The sequence below is a fragment of the Streptomyces sp. NPDC104106 genome, assembly GCF_055584345.1.
Genome location: NZ_JBVJMF010000002.1, coordinates 84475 through 101829, shown reverse-complemented (window position 1 = coordinate 101829; position 17355 = coordinate 84475). Strand labels below are relative to the sequence as shown.

The window sequence follows — 17355 nt, the reverse complement described above, 5'->3', positions numbered from 1 at the left end:
GAGGAGAAGCCCGGGTCGGCCGGAGCCCGGCGCAGCGGTCAGGCGTCGATGCGGGAGCGGTCCAGCGTCGCAGCCGAGCTGGAGATGAACTCCTTGCGGGGCGCCACGTCGTTGCCCATCAGCAGGTCGAAGACCTGTTCCGCGGCCTCCAGGTCGGAGAGGTTGATCCGGCGCAGGGTGCGGTGGCGCGGGTCCATCGTCGTCTCGGCCAGCTGGTCGGCGTCCATCTCGCCGAGACCCTTGTAGCGCTGGATGGAGTCCTTGTACCGGATGCCCTTGCTCTGGAATTCCATGAGCTTGTCGCGCAGCTCGCGGTCGGAGTACGTGTACACGTACTTGTCCTGGCCCTTCTTGGGCTGGACGATCTCGATGCGGTGCAGCGGCGGTACCGCGGCGAAGACCCGGCCGGCCTCGACCATCGGCCGCATGTAGCGCTGGAACAACGTGAGCAGCAGGCAGCGGATGTGGGAGCCGTCCACATCGGCGTCGGTCATCATGATGATCTTGCCGTAGCGGGCCTGGTCGATGTCGAAGGTGCGGCCCGAGCCCGCTCCTATGACCTGGATGATCGCGCCGCACTCGGCGTTCTTGAGCATGTCGGTCACCGACGACCGCTGCACGTTGAGGATCTTGCCCCGGATCGGCAGGAGCGCCTGGAACTCGGAGTTCCGCGCCAGCTTCGCCGTACCGAGTGCGGAGTCACCCTCGACGATGAACAGCTCGCTGCGGTCGACGTCGTCGCTGCGGCAGTCCGCGAGCTTCGCCGGCAGGGACGAGGACTCCAGGGCGGTCTTCCGCCGCTGCGCGTCCTTGTGCTGGCGGGCCGCGACGCGCGTACGGGCGGCGGCCACGACCTTCTCCATCACGACCCGGGCCTGCGCCGCGGCATCGCGCTTGGTGGCGGCCAGGAACGCCTTCAGTTCCTTGGTGACCACGTTGTTCACGATGCGGCGGGCCGCCGACGTGCCGAGCACCTCCTTGGTCTGGCCTTCGAACTGCGGCTCGGCCAGACGCACGGTGACGACTGCGGTGAGGCCCTCCAGGGCGTCGTCCTTGACGATGTTGTCCTCGGCCACGCGCAGCATCTTCTTGGCGCGCAGCACATCGTTCAGCGTCTGGGTGAGGGCCTGCTCGAAGCCGGCGACATGAGTGCCGCCCTTGGGGGTGGCGATGATGTTGACGAAGGACCTGACGGTCGTGTCGTAGCCCGTGCCCCAGCGCAGTGCCACGTCCACGCCCAGTTCACGGGTGACCTCGGTGGGAGTCATCTGGCCGTGATCGTCCAGGACCGGGACGGTCTCCTTGAAGGTGCCCTGACCGGAGAAGCGGAGGACATCGCAGACCGGCTTGTCGTTCGCCAGGTACTCGCAGAACTCGCTGATGCCGCCGTCGAAGCGGAAGGACTCCTCGCCCTTGCTGCCGCCCTCGCCCAGGCCGAACTCGTCCCGGACGACGATCGTCAGCCCCGGCACCAGGAAGGCGGTCTGCCGGGCACGCTGATGCAGGTTCTCCAGGGAGAGCTTGGCGTCCTTGAGGAAGATCTGCCGGTCGGCCCAGTACCGCACGCGCGTGCCGCTGCGGGTCTTGGGCACCTTCTTGGTCTTGCGCAGGCCGCTCCTGGCCTCGAACTTGGCGTCGGCGCCGTCGGCGGCGAAGGCGCCCGGCACGCCCCGGCGGAAGCTGATGGCGTGGGTGTGGCCGCCCCGGTCCACCTCGACGTCGAGGCGGGCGGAGAGGGCGTTGACCACGGAGGCACCGACGCCGTGCAGACCGCCGGAGGCGGCGTACGAGCCACCGCCGAACTTGCCGCCGGCGTGCAGCTTGGTCATGACGACCTCGACGCCCGACAGGCCGGTCCTGGGCTCGACGTCCACGGGGATACCCCGGCCGTTGTCGCGCACCTCCACCGAGCCGTCGTCGTGGAGGACCACTTCGATGTGGTCGCAGACGCCTGCCAGAGCCTCGTCCACGGAGTTGTCGATGATCTCCCACAGGCAGTGCATCAGACCGCGGCTGTCGGTCGAGCCGATGTACATGCCAGGGCGCTTGCGCACGGCCTCGAGGCCCTCGAGGACGAGCAGGTGCCGCGCGGTGTAGTTGGAACCGTCCCGGTCTGCTCCTGCCAGCAGCGCTGTGGACGGCACGGACGTATCGGCGGTCACGCGGTTCGCTCCTCGCTGAATTTCAGTTGACCCCCTGATGGGTAAGGGGGTGGCTTCGGTCGCCGCTCAGAGGGTACCGAGGCCTGGTAGAGCCGGTGTAACGCCACCCTCGTCGCAAACTCAGACTAGTCCAGGCTCGCATGCATGTTCGATCCCTCGATGGAGTGAAGCACACATCACGTTCCCTTGGAGGCATGAACCATTTAGGCTCCGGGCACGTCCTCATGAACAACCGGCAACCCGGCCGGGAGGACCGAGACACAACACAGCGCGAACCCGTAAGCACACAAGAGACGCACTACGGCACATTCGCCGCCAACCGGCAGCAGCAGCCGCCCCGGAAGATTTTTTCGAGGAAAAGCCACGAGCGGGAACGTTTTCGGGCTGGTTGGATGTTGACCCTGGTACGACAGCTCGTCGAGCTAGAGAAGAGGCGACGTGACTACTGTTCTGACCCCCGCGAGCCCGCTGACGGCCGCCGATCGCTGCGACCGCTGCGGCGCCCAGGCATACCTGCGCGTCGTCCTGCTGAGCGGCGGAGAACTGCTCTTCTGCGCCCACCACGGTCGCAAGTTCGAGCCGGAACTCAAGAAGATCGCCGCTGAGATACAGGACGAGACGGAGCGGCTGACGTCCGTTCCGAACGCCGCTTCCGAAGAAGAGCGCTGAATCTCGCACACACGACGAGCCAGCCCCGGCACAGGCCGGTGTAACGGGCGGCGGCTTCCAGTCCGGGAGCCACCGCCCGTGCTCGTGTTCTCGCGTGCTCCTCTAAGACCGCCCACGGGGCGGTCCAGCGTCACCTGAGGCACCGTCCAACGTTCGTACGACCTCGGAGACCCGCGTGTAGACACCCGGACTCCCCGGCCTGCCGCAGCCGCTGCCCCAGGACACGAGTCCGATCAGCCGCCCCTCGGCCACCAGAGGGCCTCCGCTGTCACCCTGGCACGCGTCCGGGCCACCGGCGGCCTTGCCGGCACAGAGCATGCTGCCCGCCCGATAGGTGCCGTCGGGGCCACCCGGGTAGGCGCGGACACAGAGGTCGTCGGACAGCACGCTCACGCGTGCCGCATGGAGCCTGCGGGCATAGGCGCCGCCGCCTGTCGTGTCGCCCCAGCCCGAGACGAGCGCCTCGGTGCCCGGCGTGTAGGCCGGGTCGCCCGCACCGGCCATGGCGACGACGGCGCTGCTCGGTAGCGGCTCGGCGAGAGTGAGGACGGCGAAGTCACCGACGTTGGTCGTCGCGTCATAACGCGGGTTGACCCGGGCGTCCCGCACGGCGATCTCCTGGCCCCCCACCGACAGCAGGTCGGTGCGGCCTGCGATGACCCTCAGGTCGCGCACCCGGTTCGGTGGCGCCCCGAGGACCTCTTCGCCCAGGCAATGGGCCGCCGTGAGCACAGTGGTCCGGGCGACCGCGACACCGCCGCAGAACTGTCCCGCCCGCTTACCGCCGAACCGGTCACGGCTGGACAGCGCGACCGTCCACGGGGCCTGGGAAATGTCTATCGGAAACCCCCCGACCACCACTCCGTCGGCGGCCGCAGAGGCCGCCCCCACCAGGGGTATGACAGTCATGGCGGCCGCCAGGACGAGCGGCCGGATCAGGGCCCGGACAAGGGAACGGCGCATGAAGAAACCTCACTCTCAGGTGGTGCCGGAACACCCAGAGTGATCCACAACGCGAACGCGCGCAGCACGACGGCCCGGCTCCTTGCAGAGAGCCGGGCCGTCGACGTCCTGCGGTAGGACCTAGTCGAGGTAGTCGCGCAGTACCTGCGAACGCGACGGGTGACGCAGCTTCGACATGGTCTTGGACTCGATCTGGCGGATGCGCTCACGCGTCACGCCGTACACCTTGCCGATCTCGTCGAGGGTCTTCGGCTGACCGTCGGTGAGGCCGAACCGCATGGAGACGACGCCGGCCTCGCGCTCGGACAGGGTGTCCAGCACGGAGTGCAGCTGCTCCTGCAGGAGCGTGAAGCTGACGGCGTCGGCGGGAACGACGGCCTCGGAGTCCTCGATGAGGTCGCCGAACTCGCTGTCGCCGTCCTCACCCAGCGGGGTGTGAAGCGAAATGGGCTCGCGGCCGTACTTCTGGACCTCGATGACCTTCTCCGGGGTCATGTCGAGTTCCTTGGCCAGCTCCTCCGGGGTGGGCTCGCGACCCAGGTCCTGGAGCATCTGGCGCTGCACGCGCGCGAGCTTGTTGATGACCTCGACCATGTGCACCGGGATACGGATGGTGCGGGCCTGGTCGGCCATGGCGCGGGTGATCGCCTGACGGATCCACCAGGTGGCGTACGTGGAGAACTTGTAGCCCTTGGTGTAGTCGAACTTCTCGACCGCGCGGATCAGACCGAGGTTGCCCTCCTGGATGAGGTCCAGGAAGAGCATGCCGCGGCCGGTGTAGCGCTTGGCCAGGGAGACCACCAGACGGAGGTTGGCCTCCAGCAGGTGGTTCTTGGCGCGACGGCCGTCCTCGGCGATGATCTCCAGCTCGCGCTTGAGCTTCGGCGCCAGCTTGTCGGCGTTGGCCAGCTTGTCCTCGGCGAACAGACCCGCCTCGATGCGCTTGGCCAGCTCGACTTCCTGCTCGGCGTTGAGCAGGGGGACCTTGCCGATCTGCTTCAGGTAGTCCTTGACCGGGTCGGCGGTGGCGCCGGCCGCGGCGACCTGCTGCGCGGGCGCGTCGTCCTCGTCCTCGTCGGACAGGACGAAACCGGCGCTCTCGGCACCCTCGGGCTCGTCGGTGACCTTGGTGTCCTCGAGAACCTCGTCCTCGAGAAGCTCGACATCGTCCTTCTTGGCAGTGGTCTTCTTGGCCGCCGTCTTCTTCGCGACGGTCTTCTTGACGGCCGCTTTCTTGGCCGTCGTCTTCTTGGCCGCGGCCTTCTTGGCAGGTGCGGCTTCCTCGGCGGAATCGGCTGCGAGTGAAGCGGCGGGCGCCGTCGGAGCGGCCGTGGTGGCGGTGGCCTTCCGGGTCGTCACCGTCTTCGCCGCGACCGTCTTGGTGGCGGTGCGCTTGACCGGACTCTTCGCTGCGACGCTCTTTCGGGTGCGCTTGGGCTCTGCGGCACTGACCATCAGCGTCACACCCTCTTCCTCAAGAATCTGGTTGAGGCTGCGCAGTACGTTCTTCCACTGAGTGGCCGGAATCTGGTCAGCTTCGAAGGCCCGACGCACATCGTCGCCGGCGATCTGCCCCTCAGCCTTTCCCCGCTCAATGAGAGCCATGACAGAGACGGACTCGGCGATCTCCGGCGGGAGCGTACGGGATGTGCTGGCCGACACGAACAACCTCTCGGAACGTTGGAAAACGGCTTCCGGCACCGTCCACTGCGGACAGGAGCCGACCACCGGCCTGGGGATGGGCCGACGGCGCGGGCGGGGCCGGGGAAGATGCACAGCGCCTGTGATGGCGTCCGTATTCCCTCCGCGGCTGTCACCTCTTAGGTCATCGCGCTGTTCCCACGAGCGTTACGCCCAATCTGCGTGGCCCGAGTCACATCCCGTAAGCGGTCAAAGACGGTCAGATGCGGGCAGAGGAGATCACCGTCAGCCCGGCCCCGACAAGTCCGCCCGCCACGGCGGCCTGTCGCACCCCCGGGCCCCGCCGGTCCGCACAGGATCCGGCGGAGTCCGGCGGCGGCCGGCACCCGAGCCCGGCATCGTCACGAGAGCCACGTGAACCACGCCGACGCCGCACACTGGCGACCGCACCGCCTTCGTCGCGCGCGGATCAGTGCTCGCGCGGGGCGGGCACCACGCGCTCCACCTCCGGGTGGACCGTCAGCAGCTGACGCATGGCCGTCTCCGCCGCCGCACCGTCGCCGGTACCGAGAGCGTCGACGATGCGCGCGTGCTGCGCGAGGGACGCCTCGTTGGGCCGGTCGCACGCTGTCACCGGTCCGCCCGATACCTGGAGGGCGGCCGACACGATCCCGGACAGGTGCTCCAGCATGCGGTTGCCGGCGATCTGGATGAGCAGGGCGTGGAACTCGTTGTCGGCGCGCGAGTAGGTCAGCGCGTCACCCTGCGCCATGGCGTGGCTCATGATCTCGACCATGTCGCACAGGCGCTGCTGCACCTCCTCGCGCCCGTGCCCGGCGGCGAGCCGGGCGGCGAGCGGCTCGATGGTCCAGCGTAGTTCGCTCAGCTCCCGGCGCTGGTCGTCGCGCTGGGGCCCGAAGGCCCGCCACTCGATGATGTCCGGGTCGAGGAGGTTCCAGTCGCTGACGGGACGCACGCGTGTGCCGACGTTCGGGCGGGCACTGACCAGGCCCTTCGCCTCGAGGACACGGAGGGATTCACGGACGACGGTGCGGGAGACCTCGAAGCGCTGACCGATCTCCTCGGGCACCAGCGGGCGGTCCGCGCCCAGGTCGCCGGAGACGATCATCTGGCCCAGCTGCTGAACGAGTTGGCCGTGCAGTCCGCGTCCGCGACTGCCCGCGGCACGCCTGCCGACGCGGCCCAGCTCGGGTTCCGCACCCTCCCAGGAGGGCGTTCCGACGCGATCGGCCACCGGGGCCTCGGCGTAGGGGTAGCGGTCGAGTTCGCCCGGGCCGGCCAGACCGGAGTCGGTGGAGCGGGCGGCGGTCATCATGGTGTGCGCAAGGGTACTCACGGATCCTTTGTCGGCGCCGCCTCCAACTCCCTTGAGGTCTTTGGTGAAAAGCACACGAAAGGGTGATCGCTCACCCCGTCGCAATTGACGCCTTATCGGAAAGAAATGGGCTTTGTGCGGGGAGTTGTGCACACAGCCAGGTCGGAAGTGGACGCACATCCTCACCGGAACCTGGTGTGCAGGACCGTGTACAGATACGCGCACAGGAGCCCTGCCAGTGACAACGCCAGCGCCCAGCCCATGGGTTGGGCGAGAACCCGTGCCAGGCCGAGCAGATATCGCTCCCCTCCGAAGGGCCACTGGAGCAGGAACACCTCTCGCATCCGCTCCGGAAATCCGGCCGCCATGCGCAGGGCGGGGCCCTGGGTCACTTCCTGAACGGCTGGGACGACGAGGACGGGTACGGCCGCTACGGCGGCCAGGCCCCCGGTGGTGGACCGGAACACGCCGGCCGCCAGGACGCCGGCCCAGGCGCAGCCGACGACGAGGCCGAACCAACTCACCGCGAGCGGAAGCCAGTCCACGGAAGCTTGTGCCGGCTCCGCACCGTAGACGATGTAGAGCGCCTCGGCGTCGCATCCCACGGTGAGGAAGGCGAGCAGCGCCGCGGTGGCTCCGGAGACCAGGAGTTTGGCGATCAGCAGCCCCAGCCTGCGGGGCACGGTGCCGCGGTCCGCCGCGAGGGCGGGGTGGCGGAACTCGTCCCCGAAGGACAGCGCACCCAGCAGACCGGCCGCGAGCGCCGCGGGCGGCAGCGGCAGCTCCCGCGGCCATGCGGCGAACAGCCGCGCCTGCGGAGTGTGGCCGAGTCGTGCCAGCAGTACGGCGGTGAGCGCCGACAGCGCGAGCGCGGCACCGCAGGTGAGGAAACCCACTCCGATCCCCGCGGCGCGCCGGATCTCGTAGCGCAGGGGCCGGAGCGGGCTGGGCGCGAGGCGGACGCGGATGGGAGGCGGCAGGGCGGGGAGTCCGTCAACGGTGCGGACGTCGTCGGTGCGGCCGGAGTGGTCGGCCCCTGCATGAGGGGTGCTCGGTTTCCTGGCGCCGGGGAGGCGCGCGCGGAGCGCGGAGATCCCCGCGACTGGAGTGCTCGTGCCCCGGGGCTGCGGTTCCTGAGCCGTCGCGGCCGGGCCCGGTGCGACGTCAGCGCCTGCGGCGTCGGCGGTCCGGCTGCCGTCGGCACCCGCGCGTACGTCCGCGGGGACCGCTCCTTCGCCCTTCCCGGGCGCGTCCGCCTCCCCGGGCGCCACGGCACCGTCCACCGTCTCGCCGGACACGGTTGCGTCGGCCCCCAGCAGCATGGCGCTGGGCCACCCGCCCTCCGTGACGCCCCCAGCAGCCGCCGTGTCCTCCACCCGCCCCCCGGGGCTGGGCGCGCCCCCGGGCGAGACGTGCTCGCCGTCCTGGACCCGCGCCTGCTCCGCCGACGCGCTGACGGACAGGGCCCGCGCCGGCTCGCCGGAGGTGAGTCCGGCCCCGACTCCGGCTCCGTCCGGTTCCGCGGTCGGCGGTTCCCCCTTCGTGCACTCCCACCGCTCCGCCGAGAGGGCTGTCGGCACGACGTCCCGTTCGTCTGCCGAGCCGGCCGACTCCGTGCCGGCCGACTCCGTGCCGTCGGACTCTGCGGTGTCGGACTTCGCGGCACTCGACGCGACGGTGCTCGGCTCCGGCGGTGAGAAGCCGAACGCCACCGTGGTCTTCTCGGGCGCGGGCGAGGAGAGCGCCAGTGCGGCGGGCTCTGCGACGGGCGTGGCAGACCCCGGGGTGCCTGACCCTCCCGCCGGGAGGGCGGACGCCGCGCTCCGTGCCTCCACCGCCGAAGCACCCGAGACATCGTCTTCGGGCTCGCCCTGCGGCTCATCCGCCGGGGAGTCGGACACCTCCGTCGGCCCGGGGCCGGACCACGCACCGGCACGCGGCCCCATGTCGCCGGTCTCGTCGGCGAGTTGGTGGACCAGAATGCCGTGCCGGAAAGCCGTCTCACCGATGTCGGCGGTGGTTGAACCGTACACCGAGAGGCGGTTGCCGCCCTCTCGCACGACTTCCACCGACCGGTGCGCGCGGCGGGCCTCCTGGGCGAGCAGGGCCGCGAGGCGCGACGCGTGCGGGCTGCGCACGGCGACGCGGGGGCGCAGCCGTGTGCGGGCGAACTCCTTCGCGTCCTGATCGGCCACGAGCCTGCCGCGATCGAGGGTGACGACACGGTCGGCCGTCCGCGCGGCCTCCTTGGGATCGGCCGTGGTGAAGACCACGGTGCCGCCCTGCCGGGCGTGGGCGCGCAGCATGCCGTGCAGCCACTGCGCCTCGCGGGCGCAGAGGTTGCCGGCGGGCTCGTCCAGGACGAGTGTGTGCGGATCGGGCAGCAGGGCACAGGCCAGGCCGAGTCGACGGTCCATGCCGCGAGAGAGAGTGCCGAGGCGCTCTTCTCGGAGGCTGACGAGGCCGACGACTTCCAGGACCTCGTCGGCGCGCCGCACGGGAACGCCCGAGGCCGCGCACAGCATGCGCAGATGGCCGCGCACGGAGCGAGCGGGGTGTCCCGGGACGTCACCGAGGAGGACCCCGACCTCCCTGGCCGGATGGGCGACCCGGTGGAGCGGCCGCCCCCTGAAGTAGGTGATGCCGCGCCCCTCTTGGAGCTCGAGCATGAGTCTGAGCGCCGTGGTCTTGCCCGCGCCGGCACTTCCGAGGAGCGCGGTGACCTGGCCGGCGCACGCTTCGAAGGAAAGGTCGTCGACGGCGGGCGGATGCGCCTTGCGGGGATTGCTGGTCAGTCCGAAGGCCTGGATCACCTGAAGCAAGATAGCGTGCAATGTCCGATTTTTCGGGCATCATCCGATCTATTGTCGGTCGCGGTGCGACCGGGTGCGGCACCCATCCGCCGTTCGCCGCAGCCGAACCTTGGTGTACGGCGGTCCGGCCCGTCCGCTGCCGGATCGGGCGAACCGCCGCGCCCCTCAGACCTCGGGCCGCAGCATCGGGGGATTGAGGAGGGTGGCGCCACCGGCCCGGAAGAGCTGGGCGGGGCGACCGCCCTGGCGCGTGGTCGTGCCTCCCGTCGGGACCAGGAAGCCCGGCGTGCCGGTGACCTTGCGGTGGAAGTTACGGGGATCGAGCGCCACTCCCCACACCGCCTCGTACACCCGGCGCAGCTCGCCCACGGTGAACTCCGGAGGGCAGAACGCGGTGGCCAGCGATGAGTACTCGATCTTGGAGCGGGCCCGTTCCACCCCGTCGGCGAGGATCTGGGCATGGTCGAAGGCGAGCGGCGCCACCGGCTCGCCGTCACGGCCGTAACCGCCCTGCTGGAGCAGCTCCTCGACCGGCGCCCATCGCGCGTTGCTGGCATCACCCCCCGCACGAGGGGCAGGCAGGTCCGGCGCGAGCGCGAGGTGCGCGACGCTGACCACACGCATGCGCGGGTCACGCTTGGGGTCGCCGTAGGTGGCGAGCTGCTCCAGATGGGCTCCGTTGTCCTGCCCCGGGGCCGCGGGACCGTGCGCCTTCAGCCCGGTCTCCTCTTCGAGTTCCCGCGCAGCGGCCTGGGAGAGGTCCTCATCGGCCCGCACAAAGCCGCCGGGCAGTGCCCAACGCCCCTGGAAAGGGGGCTCACCCCTGCGTACCGCCAGCGCGCACAGAGCATGGCGGCGCACGGTCAGCACGACCAGGTCCACGGTGACGGCGAAGGGCGGAAAGGCTGACGGGTCGTAGGGCATGCGGCGATCATAGTCGTCTGCCTGACGATAAGCACTCCCTTCCCCCACCGCATCGGGGGCGGTTCCGCTTCGTTCTGTTATGGGGCGCAGGACCGGCTCCCTCTCGTCGTTCGGTCACGTCGCACGAGGTCACACTCCCAGTTGCAGGCCGTCCGCGGCCTCCTCGACCATGGCGAGTCCCAGTCTGCTGACCCGCACCGCGAAGGGGGCGCGGGCAACACGCAGCCCGATGAGGCCGAGTTCGCCGAGCGGCGCGCTGCGCACGGGACGCACGGACCGTACGGGCCGGGGCGTCGGGACGGACGCCCGCGAGGGCGGTGAGGACCATGATCGCGGAAGCCGCGGCGGCGGCCGCGGGCCGACAGGCTGCGGGGAAGGGGAGCGCTCCCGGCGGCGCGTTGTTCACCCCCGAACATCTCCGGCAGCCGGTAACCGAAGTGTTGCGCCGCTTCCAGCAGCCCTCTCAGCAAGCCGCTGGCTTCCTTCTCATAGCCGGCGGCGGTCAGTCCGACGACGGGGACAGCGGTCTCGTGGACCCGGACGGATCCGCTCCGGTGACCGAACGGGTTGTGTCCGGCCTCCTGGGCGCCGAGACCGCGTAGGCCCCAGCCTGCGTCCAGGGCGGGGGCGCCGAGCAGCCGCGCGAGATGTTCGGTCTGCACCCGGTCGAGCAGGCCCGGGGCGAGCCGGCCGGAGCCGAGCAGTCCGGTGTCGAGCAGATGAGCGGCGGCTGAGCCCAAGTACGGTACACATCGCCCATCCGCTGTCAGGACCGCGGCCGGGCGTCCACCGCCGCGGTCCTCTACCCAGAAGTCGGTCCGGAAGGCTGACCGAAGGGTTTGCGCCCACTGACGTAACCCGGTGGCTCCTGGCCGGTCGTAGGCGTCGAGGAGGTCGGCACCGAGCAGGGCCGCACGATGGGCGTGAGCCTGCGTCTCGCACCGTGCCGGGCCTGCGGGCTGGGGGTCGGTGAGGTAGGGCTCGTCGCCGACGGTGGTCCGCAGCCAGGTGAGACAGCGTTCGGCTGCGGGCAGCAGTTCCCTGGTCTCCTGGTCGGGCAGCCCCCAGCGGCGGGCCTCGGCGAGCAGGACGGGGAAGAGCAGCGTGGCCGCCGTCCCCGTGCAGCCCGGCGGGACGAAGGGGCCGGCGTCGCGTCGCGGGCCGGCGATCATCCCGCCCCGCGCACCGGGGCCCCGGAGCCGCGTGCGGGCCAGGGTGCGCAGTGTGCCGACGGCGAGCCGGGTGCCGAGGGGCAGGGCCATGCGGGCAGCGGCGAGGGCTTCGGCGGGGGCCATCCCGCAGCGCCAGGGGGCGCCCGCCGCGAGATGGATGTCGGAGGCGTGGGCGGGGTCCCGCAGGAGGAGAGCCTGCAGGTCTGCGACGGCCGCGTGCAGCAGCGGAGCCACCCGCGGGTCGTCGCCCGTCGCCCGGGCGGAGGCGATCGGGCTGGACGTGGTCTGCTCCACGGCCCGCAAAGGCCGGGCGCCGTCGAGCCGCACCCGGATTTCCACGGTCGCCGCCGCGCCCGGCGGCAGTGCCAGTTCCCAGCGCAGCAGCCCGGCGGGCGCCAGGGCGTCGGACGGCGGCGGATCAGCGGTGACGCTGGCGGCCGCGCCGGCAGTGGCCCAGCACAGACCCGAGCCGCGGACCGTGGCCGGGAGCTCGGGGCACGTTCTGCCGGAGGCGATCGAGCCGAGTTCGGCGAGGTCCGTGCCGAGGGCGAGTTCGACGGGGAGTCTCAGCGGTCGTACGCCGGCGTTGCGCACAGTGATCCGTTCGGTCCCCTCGGCGCGACGTGTTCGTTCGAGGACGACATCAGGATCGGGCCCCGCCGTCGGCGAAATGCGCAGCGTCCCGACGAAGCGGGCGCTGTCGGCGCCGGTCATCCTGGCCTGCACGGCAAGCGGTTCGCGTCCGGCCACGCGGACCTGACACCGCGAGAGCAGGCGCCGACCACCTCGGTAGAACCCGTCCAGTCCCCGGCCGGTCAGCTGTCCCAGCTCTCAGGAGATGGCCAGGCCGGGCAGGGCGACACAGATCAACGCGCCATGGGTGGGCGGAAGTTCGGGAACCGAGCGACCGACTGTCGTGCCCGGTGGTGGGGGCGCGGCGGGCCGGCGGGCACCACGGGGAACCGTGGGCGGTCCGCCGGGACCGGCCGGGCGGGCCGATCGGGAGTCCAGGGACGGCGGCGGAGCGCCGGTGCTCCTCGTTGCCGTCTCCACCATGCTGTCCGTTCTCACCATGCTGTCCGGTTGGAACCGCTCGGACCTGTCCCAAAAGGGCGGCTCAGCGCCCGCGGCGAGGGGGCGAGTCGGCTGCTGATGCATGGATCGGCTTCTTCTGCTCTCGGTGCGCTCGGGGCACCCTGGGCGGCCGGCGGGGCGCCCTGGGGGGCGTCGGTCGGCCGGCGGCAGGGCCTGGCCAGGCGTTCCGCCACTCAGGTGAGGGGAGAGAGTGGTGCGCTGGTCACGGCCCGCCCCGCGACATCCCGCCGAATCACGGCGCGAGGGGACGGCAAAGACGCCGTTCGATACGGGCGCGATCCTGCGCCACCATCGGTCGCGCGATCCGCCCGCGCGTGCCCACGGAACGCCGAGGCACGCCCGGTGCGCCCGGCCGACCAGGCGGCCCAGGATGTCGGCCCCGCCCCGGCGGCGGCAGCCTCGGGAGGCCATCGGTCGTGCACGGGGCCGGTTCACGCGAGGTGTCCGATGCTCGGGGACGCCCGGGAGCCGGCCGACGCGGACCGGATGGGCCTGGCCGACCGGGGACCGCGCGCCAGACGTCACCGAGGCTGCCAGTGTTGCGCAAAGTCGTGCTGCGGGGGCCTGCTCGGCCGGCGCCGGGGTGTTCATCCGTCCCCCTCGGGCTCTCGAAGGCCGCTTCCCGAGGGGGCGGCACTGGCCGCGTCCCGGCCCGACGCGCGCGTGCGGGAGCCGGCCGGGCCGCGCGTGGCCGGCCGCGAGGGGTTGGCCGCCGACGGCCCGGAGTGGGAGCCTGCCGGGCGCCGCCGGCCGCCCGCGGTCCGGGCCGCGCGCCGGTCGCCGCTCTCCCCGTCGGGGCGCACCCGACGCCTTCGGCGCGCGCCCGTCCGGGAGGCCGGCTCTGCCGTCTGCTCGGGCGGTTGCGTACGCGTCGCGGGTGCCCCGCCGTCGGTGTCCTTGAGGCCACCGACGGCCGGATCCGAGGCGCTCTCCGGCCGCTGTGCGGTGTCGGTCCGCGCATGGCCGGTACGGTCGGCGCGCAGGCAACGGCGGATCGCTTCGGGGTCGAGCCCTTCGTTGCAGGCCTGGTGCAGGAGGCGGGCGAAGAGATAGTCAGGGTCAGCGCCCAGCGCCATGGCCAGTGCCTCTCGGGCTTCCAGCTCGTCGCCCGCCGACCAGGCGACCCAGCCGGCCAGGGTCAGCGGAGCGGCGGCGTGCTCGCCGTACGGCCCGACGCAGCGGCGGGCCAGGGCACGCCAGAGCCGGAGGGCCGGGCCGGCCTCCTCGCCCTCCATCCAGGCGGCCGCGCGGTCACGGGTCGTGCGGTCCTGGAGTCCGAGGATGAGTTCGGCGGCCTCGTCGTGTGCGAGCAGGCCGTCGTCGCGCACGTCCGCCGGATGCGCGCCCGAGACGGGCGCCGCCGCGGCGAAGCGGCGCATGACACGTTCGGCGAGAGCGAGAGTCCGCTCGGCCACCTCCGGACGGGACGCCTCGTCGAGGATGCGGGGCACGACGGTCATGCCCGCCGCGTCCAGCGCGACCTCCTGTTCCAGACCCGAGCCGGTCTCCCAGGGTTGCAACCTGGCGCGCAGCTCCCTGAGGGTGCCCCGCACCTGGATGCCGGCGTAGGTGGCCGCCGCGGCCAGGACCGACGTGCCGGGCAGGCCCATCGGGGAGCCGTCCTCGGGGCAGCAGTCCTTGACCGGACAGCAGTACGACCAGTAGCGGCCGTCCGAGATGCACAGCGCCTCGATGACGGGCACGTCCAGCTCGCCGCACTGGGTGCGCAGCAACTGGGCCAGCCGCTCGAGCCGTCGCTTGACGTCCCGGCCGGATTCGCCGCGGGCCGGTTCCTGGCAGACGTACGCCACCATCTGCTCCGGGCGGGAGCCACGCCGCTCGCTGCCCTTGACCAGGCCCTGGGCCAGCTGGCGGGCGGCCGGCTCCCAGTCCTCCTCGTTCGCGGGGATGCCGAGCCTTGCCCGACCACCGAACCGGCCGCCGCCGTCGCGGTCGTGGAGGGCGACCAGCACCATGCTGTCCTCGGGGCGGTAGCCGAGCAGGTAGGGCAGGGCGTCGGCCAGCTCTGCGGGGGTGCGCAAAGTCACCTGCGTGTCGGGCGCGGACGGCCCGCTGAAGGGATCGTGTCCGGAGATGTCGCTGTTTTCGAAGGGTCCGCTGGTTTCGCCGTGATTCGTCATGCGGAGACGATCTCGCGGATGGCGAAATCCCGCTTGCGCCTGTGGATAAGTCGAATCAGGAACACGACAAGGCGTCCGTGGTTGTCCACAGCCGGCAGCCCGGGGTCGCCCGGTTGTCGGTCCCGTCCTGTTGTATGGAACGCATGGAGCACACGAGCAACGCTGATCTCCGGGCACAGGCGGACGCCGTCCTCGCCCGGCTCGTCGGAGACACCACGGGCGGGGCCCGGCTGCGTGAGGACCAGTGGCGGGCGATCGAGGCGCTGGTCGCCGACCGGCGCCGGGCTCTGGTCGTGCAGCGCACGGGGTGGGGAAAGTCTGCGGTGTACTTCGTGGCGACGTCGCTGCTGCGGGCCAGAGGCAGCGGACCCACGGTGATCGTCTCGCCGCTGCTCGCGCTCATGCGCAATCAGGTGGACGCCGCGGCCCGGGCAGGGATCCGCGCCCGGACCATCAACTCCGCGAACACCGAGGAGTGGGACGCCGTCCAGGCCGAGATCGCGGCCGGTGAGGTCGATGTGCTGCTCGTCAGCCCGGAACGGCTGAACAACCCGGACTTCCGCGACCATGTCCTGCCCAAGCTGTCCGCGGCGACCGGTCTGCTGGTCGTGGACGAGGCCCACTGCATCTCCGACTGGGGTCACGACTTCCGTCCCGACTACCGACGGCTGCGCACCATGCTGGGCGAACTGCCGCCCGGCGTGCCGGTGTTGGCGACCACCGCCACGGCGAACGCCCGGGTGACGGCCGACGTCGCCGAGCAGCTCGGCACGGGCGGCACGTCAGACGCCCTGGTGCTGCGCGGCCCGCTGGACCGGGAGAGCCTGAGCCTCGGGGTATTGCACCTGCCGGACGCCGCACACCGGATGGCCTGGCTCGCCGACCATGTCGACGACCTGCCGGGCTCCGGCATCATCTACACGCTCACGGTGGCCGCCGCGGAAGAGGTCACCGCCTTCCTGCGGCAACGCGGGCACGCGGTCGCCTCGTACACGGGCAAGACGGAGAACGCCGAACGGCAGCAGGCCGAGGACGATCTGCTCGCCAACCGGGTCAAGGCGCTCGTCGCCACCTCCGCGCTCGGCATGGGCTTCGACAAGCCGGACCTGGGCTTCGTGGTCCACCTCGGTTCCCCCTCCTCCCCCATCGCCTACTACCAGCAGGTCGGCCGCGCCGGCCGTGGGGTGGAGCACGCCGAGGTGCTGCTGCTGCCGGGCAAGGAGGACGAGGCGATCTGGCAGTACTTCGCCTCGCTCGCCTTCCCTCCCGAGGAGCTGGTCCGGCGCACCCTGGACGTCCTCGCACGAGCCGAAGGCCCTCTGTCGCTGCCCGCCCTGGAGCCGCTGGTCGAGCTGCGCCGCTCCCGGCTGGAGACGATGCTGAAGGTCCTCGACGTGGACGGGGCGGTCCGCCGTGTCAAGGGCGGCTGGATCGCGACCGGGCAGCCTTGGTCGTACGACAGCGAGCGGTACGACTGGGTGGCCAGGCAGCGCACGGCCGAGCAGGAGGCGATGCGCGCCTACGCGGCCACCACCGCGTGCCGGATGGAGTTCCTGCAGCGTCAGCTGGACGACGAAGGCGCCAAACCATGCGGTCGCTGCGACAACTGCGCGGGATCGCGCTTCACCGTCGACACGTCCGCGGCGGCGGTGGACGCCGCGCGCAGCGACCTCGGCCGTGCCGGGGTCGAAGTGGAGCCCCGCCGTATGTGGCCGACCGGGCTGCCGGCCATCGGCATCGCGCTCAAGGGGCGCATTCCGGCGGGCGAACAGGCCTCCGCGGGACGGGCGTTGGGCCGGCTTTCGGACATCGGCTGGGGCAACCGGCTGCGGCCGCTCCTCGCTCCCCAGGCGCCGGACACCGCTGTGCCGGACGACGTGGCGCGGGCTGTGGTGGGCGTGCTGGCCGACTGGGCGAAGGGCCCCGGCGGCTGGGCCTCCGGCGCAGCGGACGCCCAACCCCGGCCGGTAGGTGTCGTCACCGTCGCCTCACGGACCCGGCCCCGGCTGATCCACTCCCTGGGCGCCCGGATCGGCGAGATCGGCCGGCTTCCCCTGCTGGGCTCCGTGGAGTGCGCCGAGGACCTGCCGCGGGTGCCGCGCAGCAACAGCGCGCAGCGGCTGAAGGCCCTCGCCGGCTCGCTGACGGTGTCACCCGGCCTCGCATCGGTGCTCGCCGAGGCCGACGGCCCAGTGCTGCTGGTCGACGACTTCACCGAGACGGGCTGGACCCTCGCGGTCGCGGCCCGCTTGCTCAGAAAGTCCGGGGCGCGGGGGGTGTTGCCGCTGGTCCTGGCCGTCCAGGGCTGAGCACGCGACCGGCCGCGGCAGCCCACGTGCTGCGGCTGGGCGCCCCGGGACGTTCATCTGGCAAACCTTTGGGTAGGGATATAAGCCACACACCTCCAGATAACCGCCGGTGGCCCCAATTGCTCGTTGC

9 protein-coding genes and 1 pseudogene are annotated in these 17355 nt (G+C 71.6%); 2 read left to right on the top strand and 8 right to left on the bottom strand.

Annotated features, from left to right (window positions below; genetic code table 11):
• Positions 1-38 precede the first annotated feature (38 nt).
• Positions 39-2162 (bottom strand): DNA gyrase/topoisomerase IV subunit B, encoded by a 2124-nt coding sequence (locus ACZ60X_RS04430; protein WP_469593181.1) that lies wholly within the window; start codon positions 2160-2162, stop codon positions 39-41.
• 438 nt (positions 2163-2600) lie between these two features.
• On the opposite strand from ACZ60X_RS04430, the gene ACZ60X_RS04425 reads away from it, so the two are divergent.
• A complete protein-coding gene (locus tag ACZ60X_RS04425) occupies positions 2601-2831 on the top strand; it encodes a DUF7455 domain-containing protein (RefSeq protein ID WP_469593179.1) in 231 nt (76 codons plus the stop codon).
• Positions 2832-2933: 102 nt separating this feature from the next.
• On the opposite strand, the gene ACZ60X_RS04420 is transcribed toward ACZ60X_RS04425, so the two are convergent.
• From ACZ60X_RS04420 to ACZ60X_RS04390, 7 genes and pseudogenes are all read right to left on the bottom strand, one after another.
• Entirely contained in the window at positions 2934-3794 is an 861-nt protein-coding gene (locus ACZ60X_RS04420; protein ID WP_469593177.1) for a serine protease, read from the bottom strand.
• A 120-nt stretch (positions 3795-3914) separates the two neighbouring features.
• Complete coding sequence (locus ACZ60X_RS04415; protein WP_469593174.1) at positions 3915-5456, bottom strand: RNA polymerase sigma factor; 1542 nt, start codon at positions 5454-5456, stop codon at positions 3915-3917.
• A gap of 448 nt (positions 5457-5904) precedes the next feature.
• On the bottom strand, positions 5905-6792 hold the full coding sequence (locus tag ACZ60X_RS04410) for a FadR/GntR family transcriptional regulator (protein ID WP_469593172.1): 888 nt from the start codon (positions 6790-6792) through the stop codon (positions 5905-5907).
• Between the two features lie 161 nt (positions 6793-6953).
• Positions 6954-9593, bottom strand: coding sequence for an ABC transporter ATP-binding protein (locus ACZ60X_RS04405; protein ID WP_469594369.1), 2640 nt, complete (start codon positions 9591-9593; stop codon positions 6954-6956).
• A gap of 156 nt (positions 9594-9749) precedes the next feature.
• Positions 9750-10508 carry an NUDIX hydrolase gene (locus ACZ60X_RS04400; RefSeq protein ID WP_469593170.1) on the bottom strand — a complete coding sequence of 253 codons (759 nt, stop codon included), beginning with the start codon at positions 10506-10508 and terminating at the stop codon, positions 9750-9752.
• A gap of 129 nt (positions 10509-10637) precedes the next feature.
• Positions 10638-12508, bottom strand: a pseudogene (locus ACZ60X_RS04395) (glycogen debranching N-terminal domain-containing protein).
• A gap of 854 nt (positions 12509-13362) precedes the next feature.
• Positions 13363-14916, bottom strand: a complete 1554-nt coding sequence (locus tag ACZ60X_RS04390) for a DUF4192 domain-containing protein (RefSeq protein WP_469593168.1) — start codon at positions 14914-14916, stop codon at positions 13363-13365.
• A gap of 143 nt (positions 14917-15059) precedes the next feature.
• On the opposite strand from ACZ60X_RS04390, the gene ACZ60X_RS04385 reads away from it, so the two are divergent.
• Entirely contained in the window at positions 15060-17225 is a 2166-nt protein-coding gene (locus ACZ60X_RS04385; protein ID WP_469593166.1) for a RecQ family ATP-dependent DNA helicase, read from the top strand.
• Positions 17226-17355: the final 130 nt, after the last annotated feature.

Coding starts and splice junctions, on each gene's coding strand:
- ACZ60X_RS04420 (WP_469593177.1), bottom strand. CDS start 3,794: ATGCGCCGTTCCCTTGTCCGGGCCCTGATCCGGCCGCTCGTCCTGGCG.
- ACZ60X_RS04400 (WP_469593170.1), bottom strand. CDS start 10,508: ATGCCCTACGACCCGTCAGCCTTTCCGCCCTTCGCCGTCACCGTGGAC.
- ACZ60X_RS04385 (WP_469593166.1), top strand. CDS start 15,060: ATGGAGCACACGAGCAACGCTGATCTCCGGGCACAGGCGGACGCCGTC.
- ACZ60X_RS04390 (WP_469593168.1), bottom strand. CDS start 14,916: ATGACGAATCACGGCGAAACCAGCGGACCCTTCGAAAACAGCGACATC.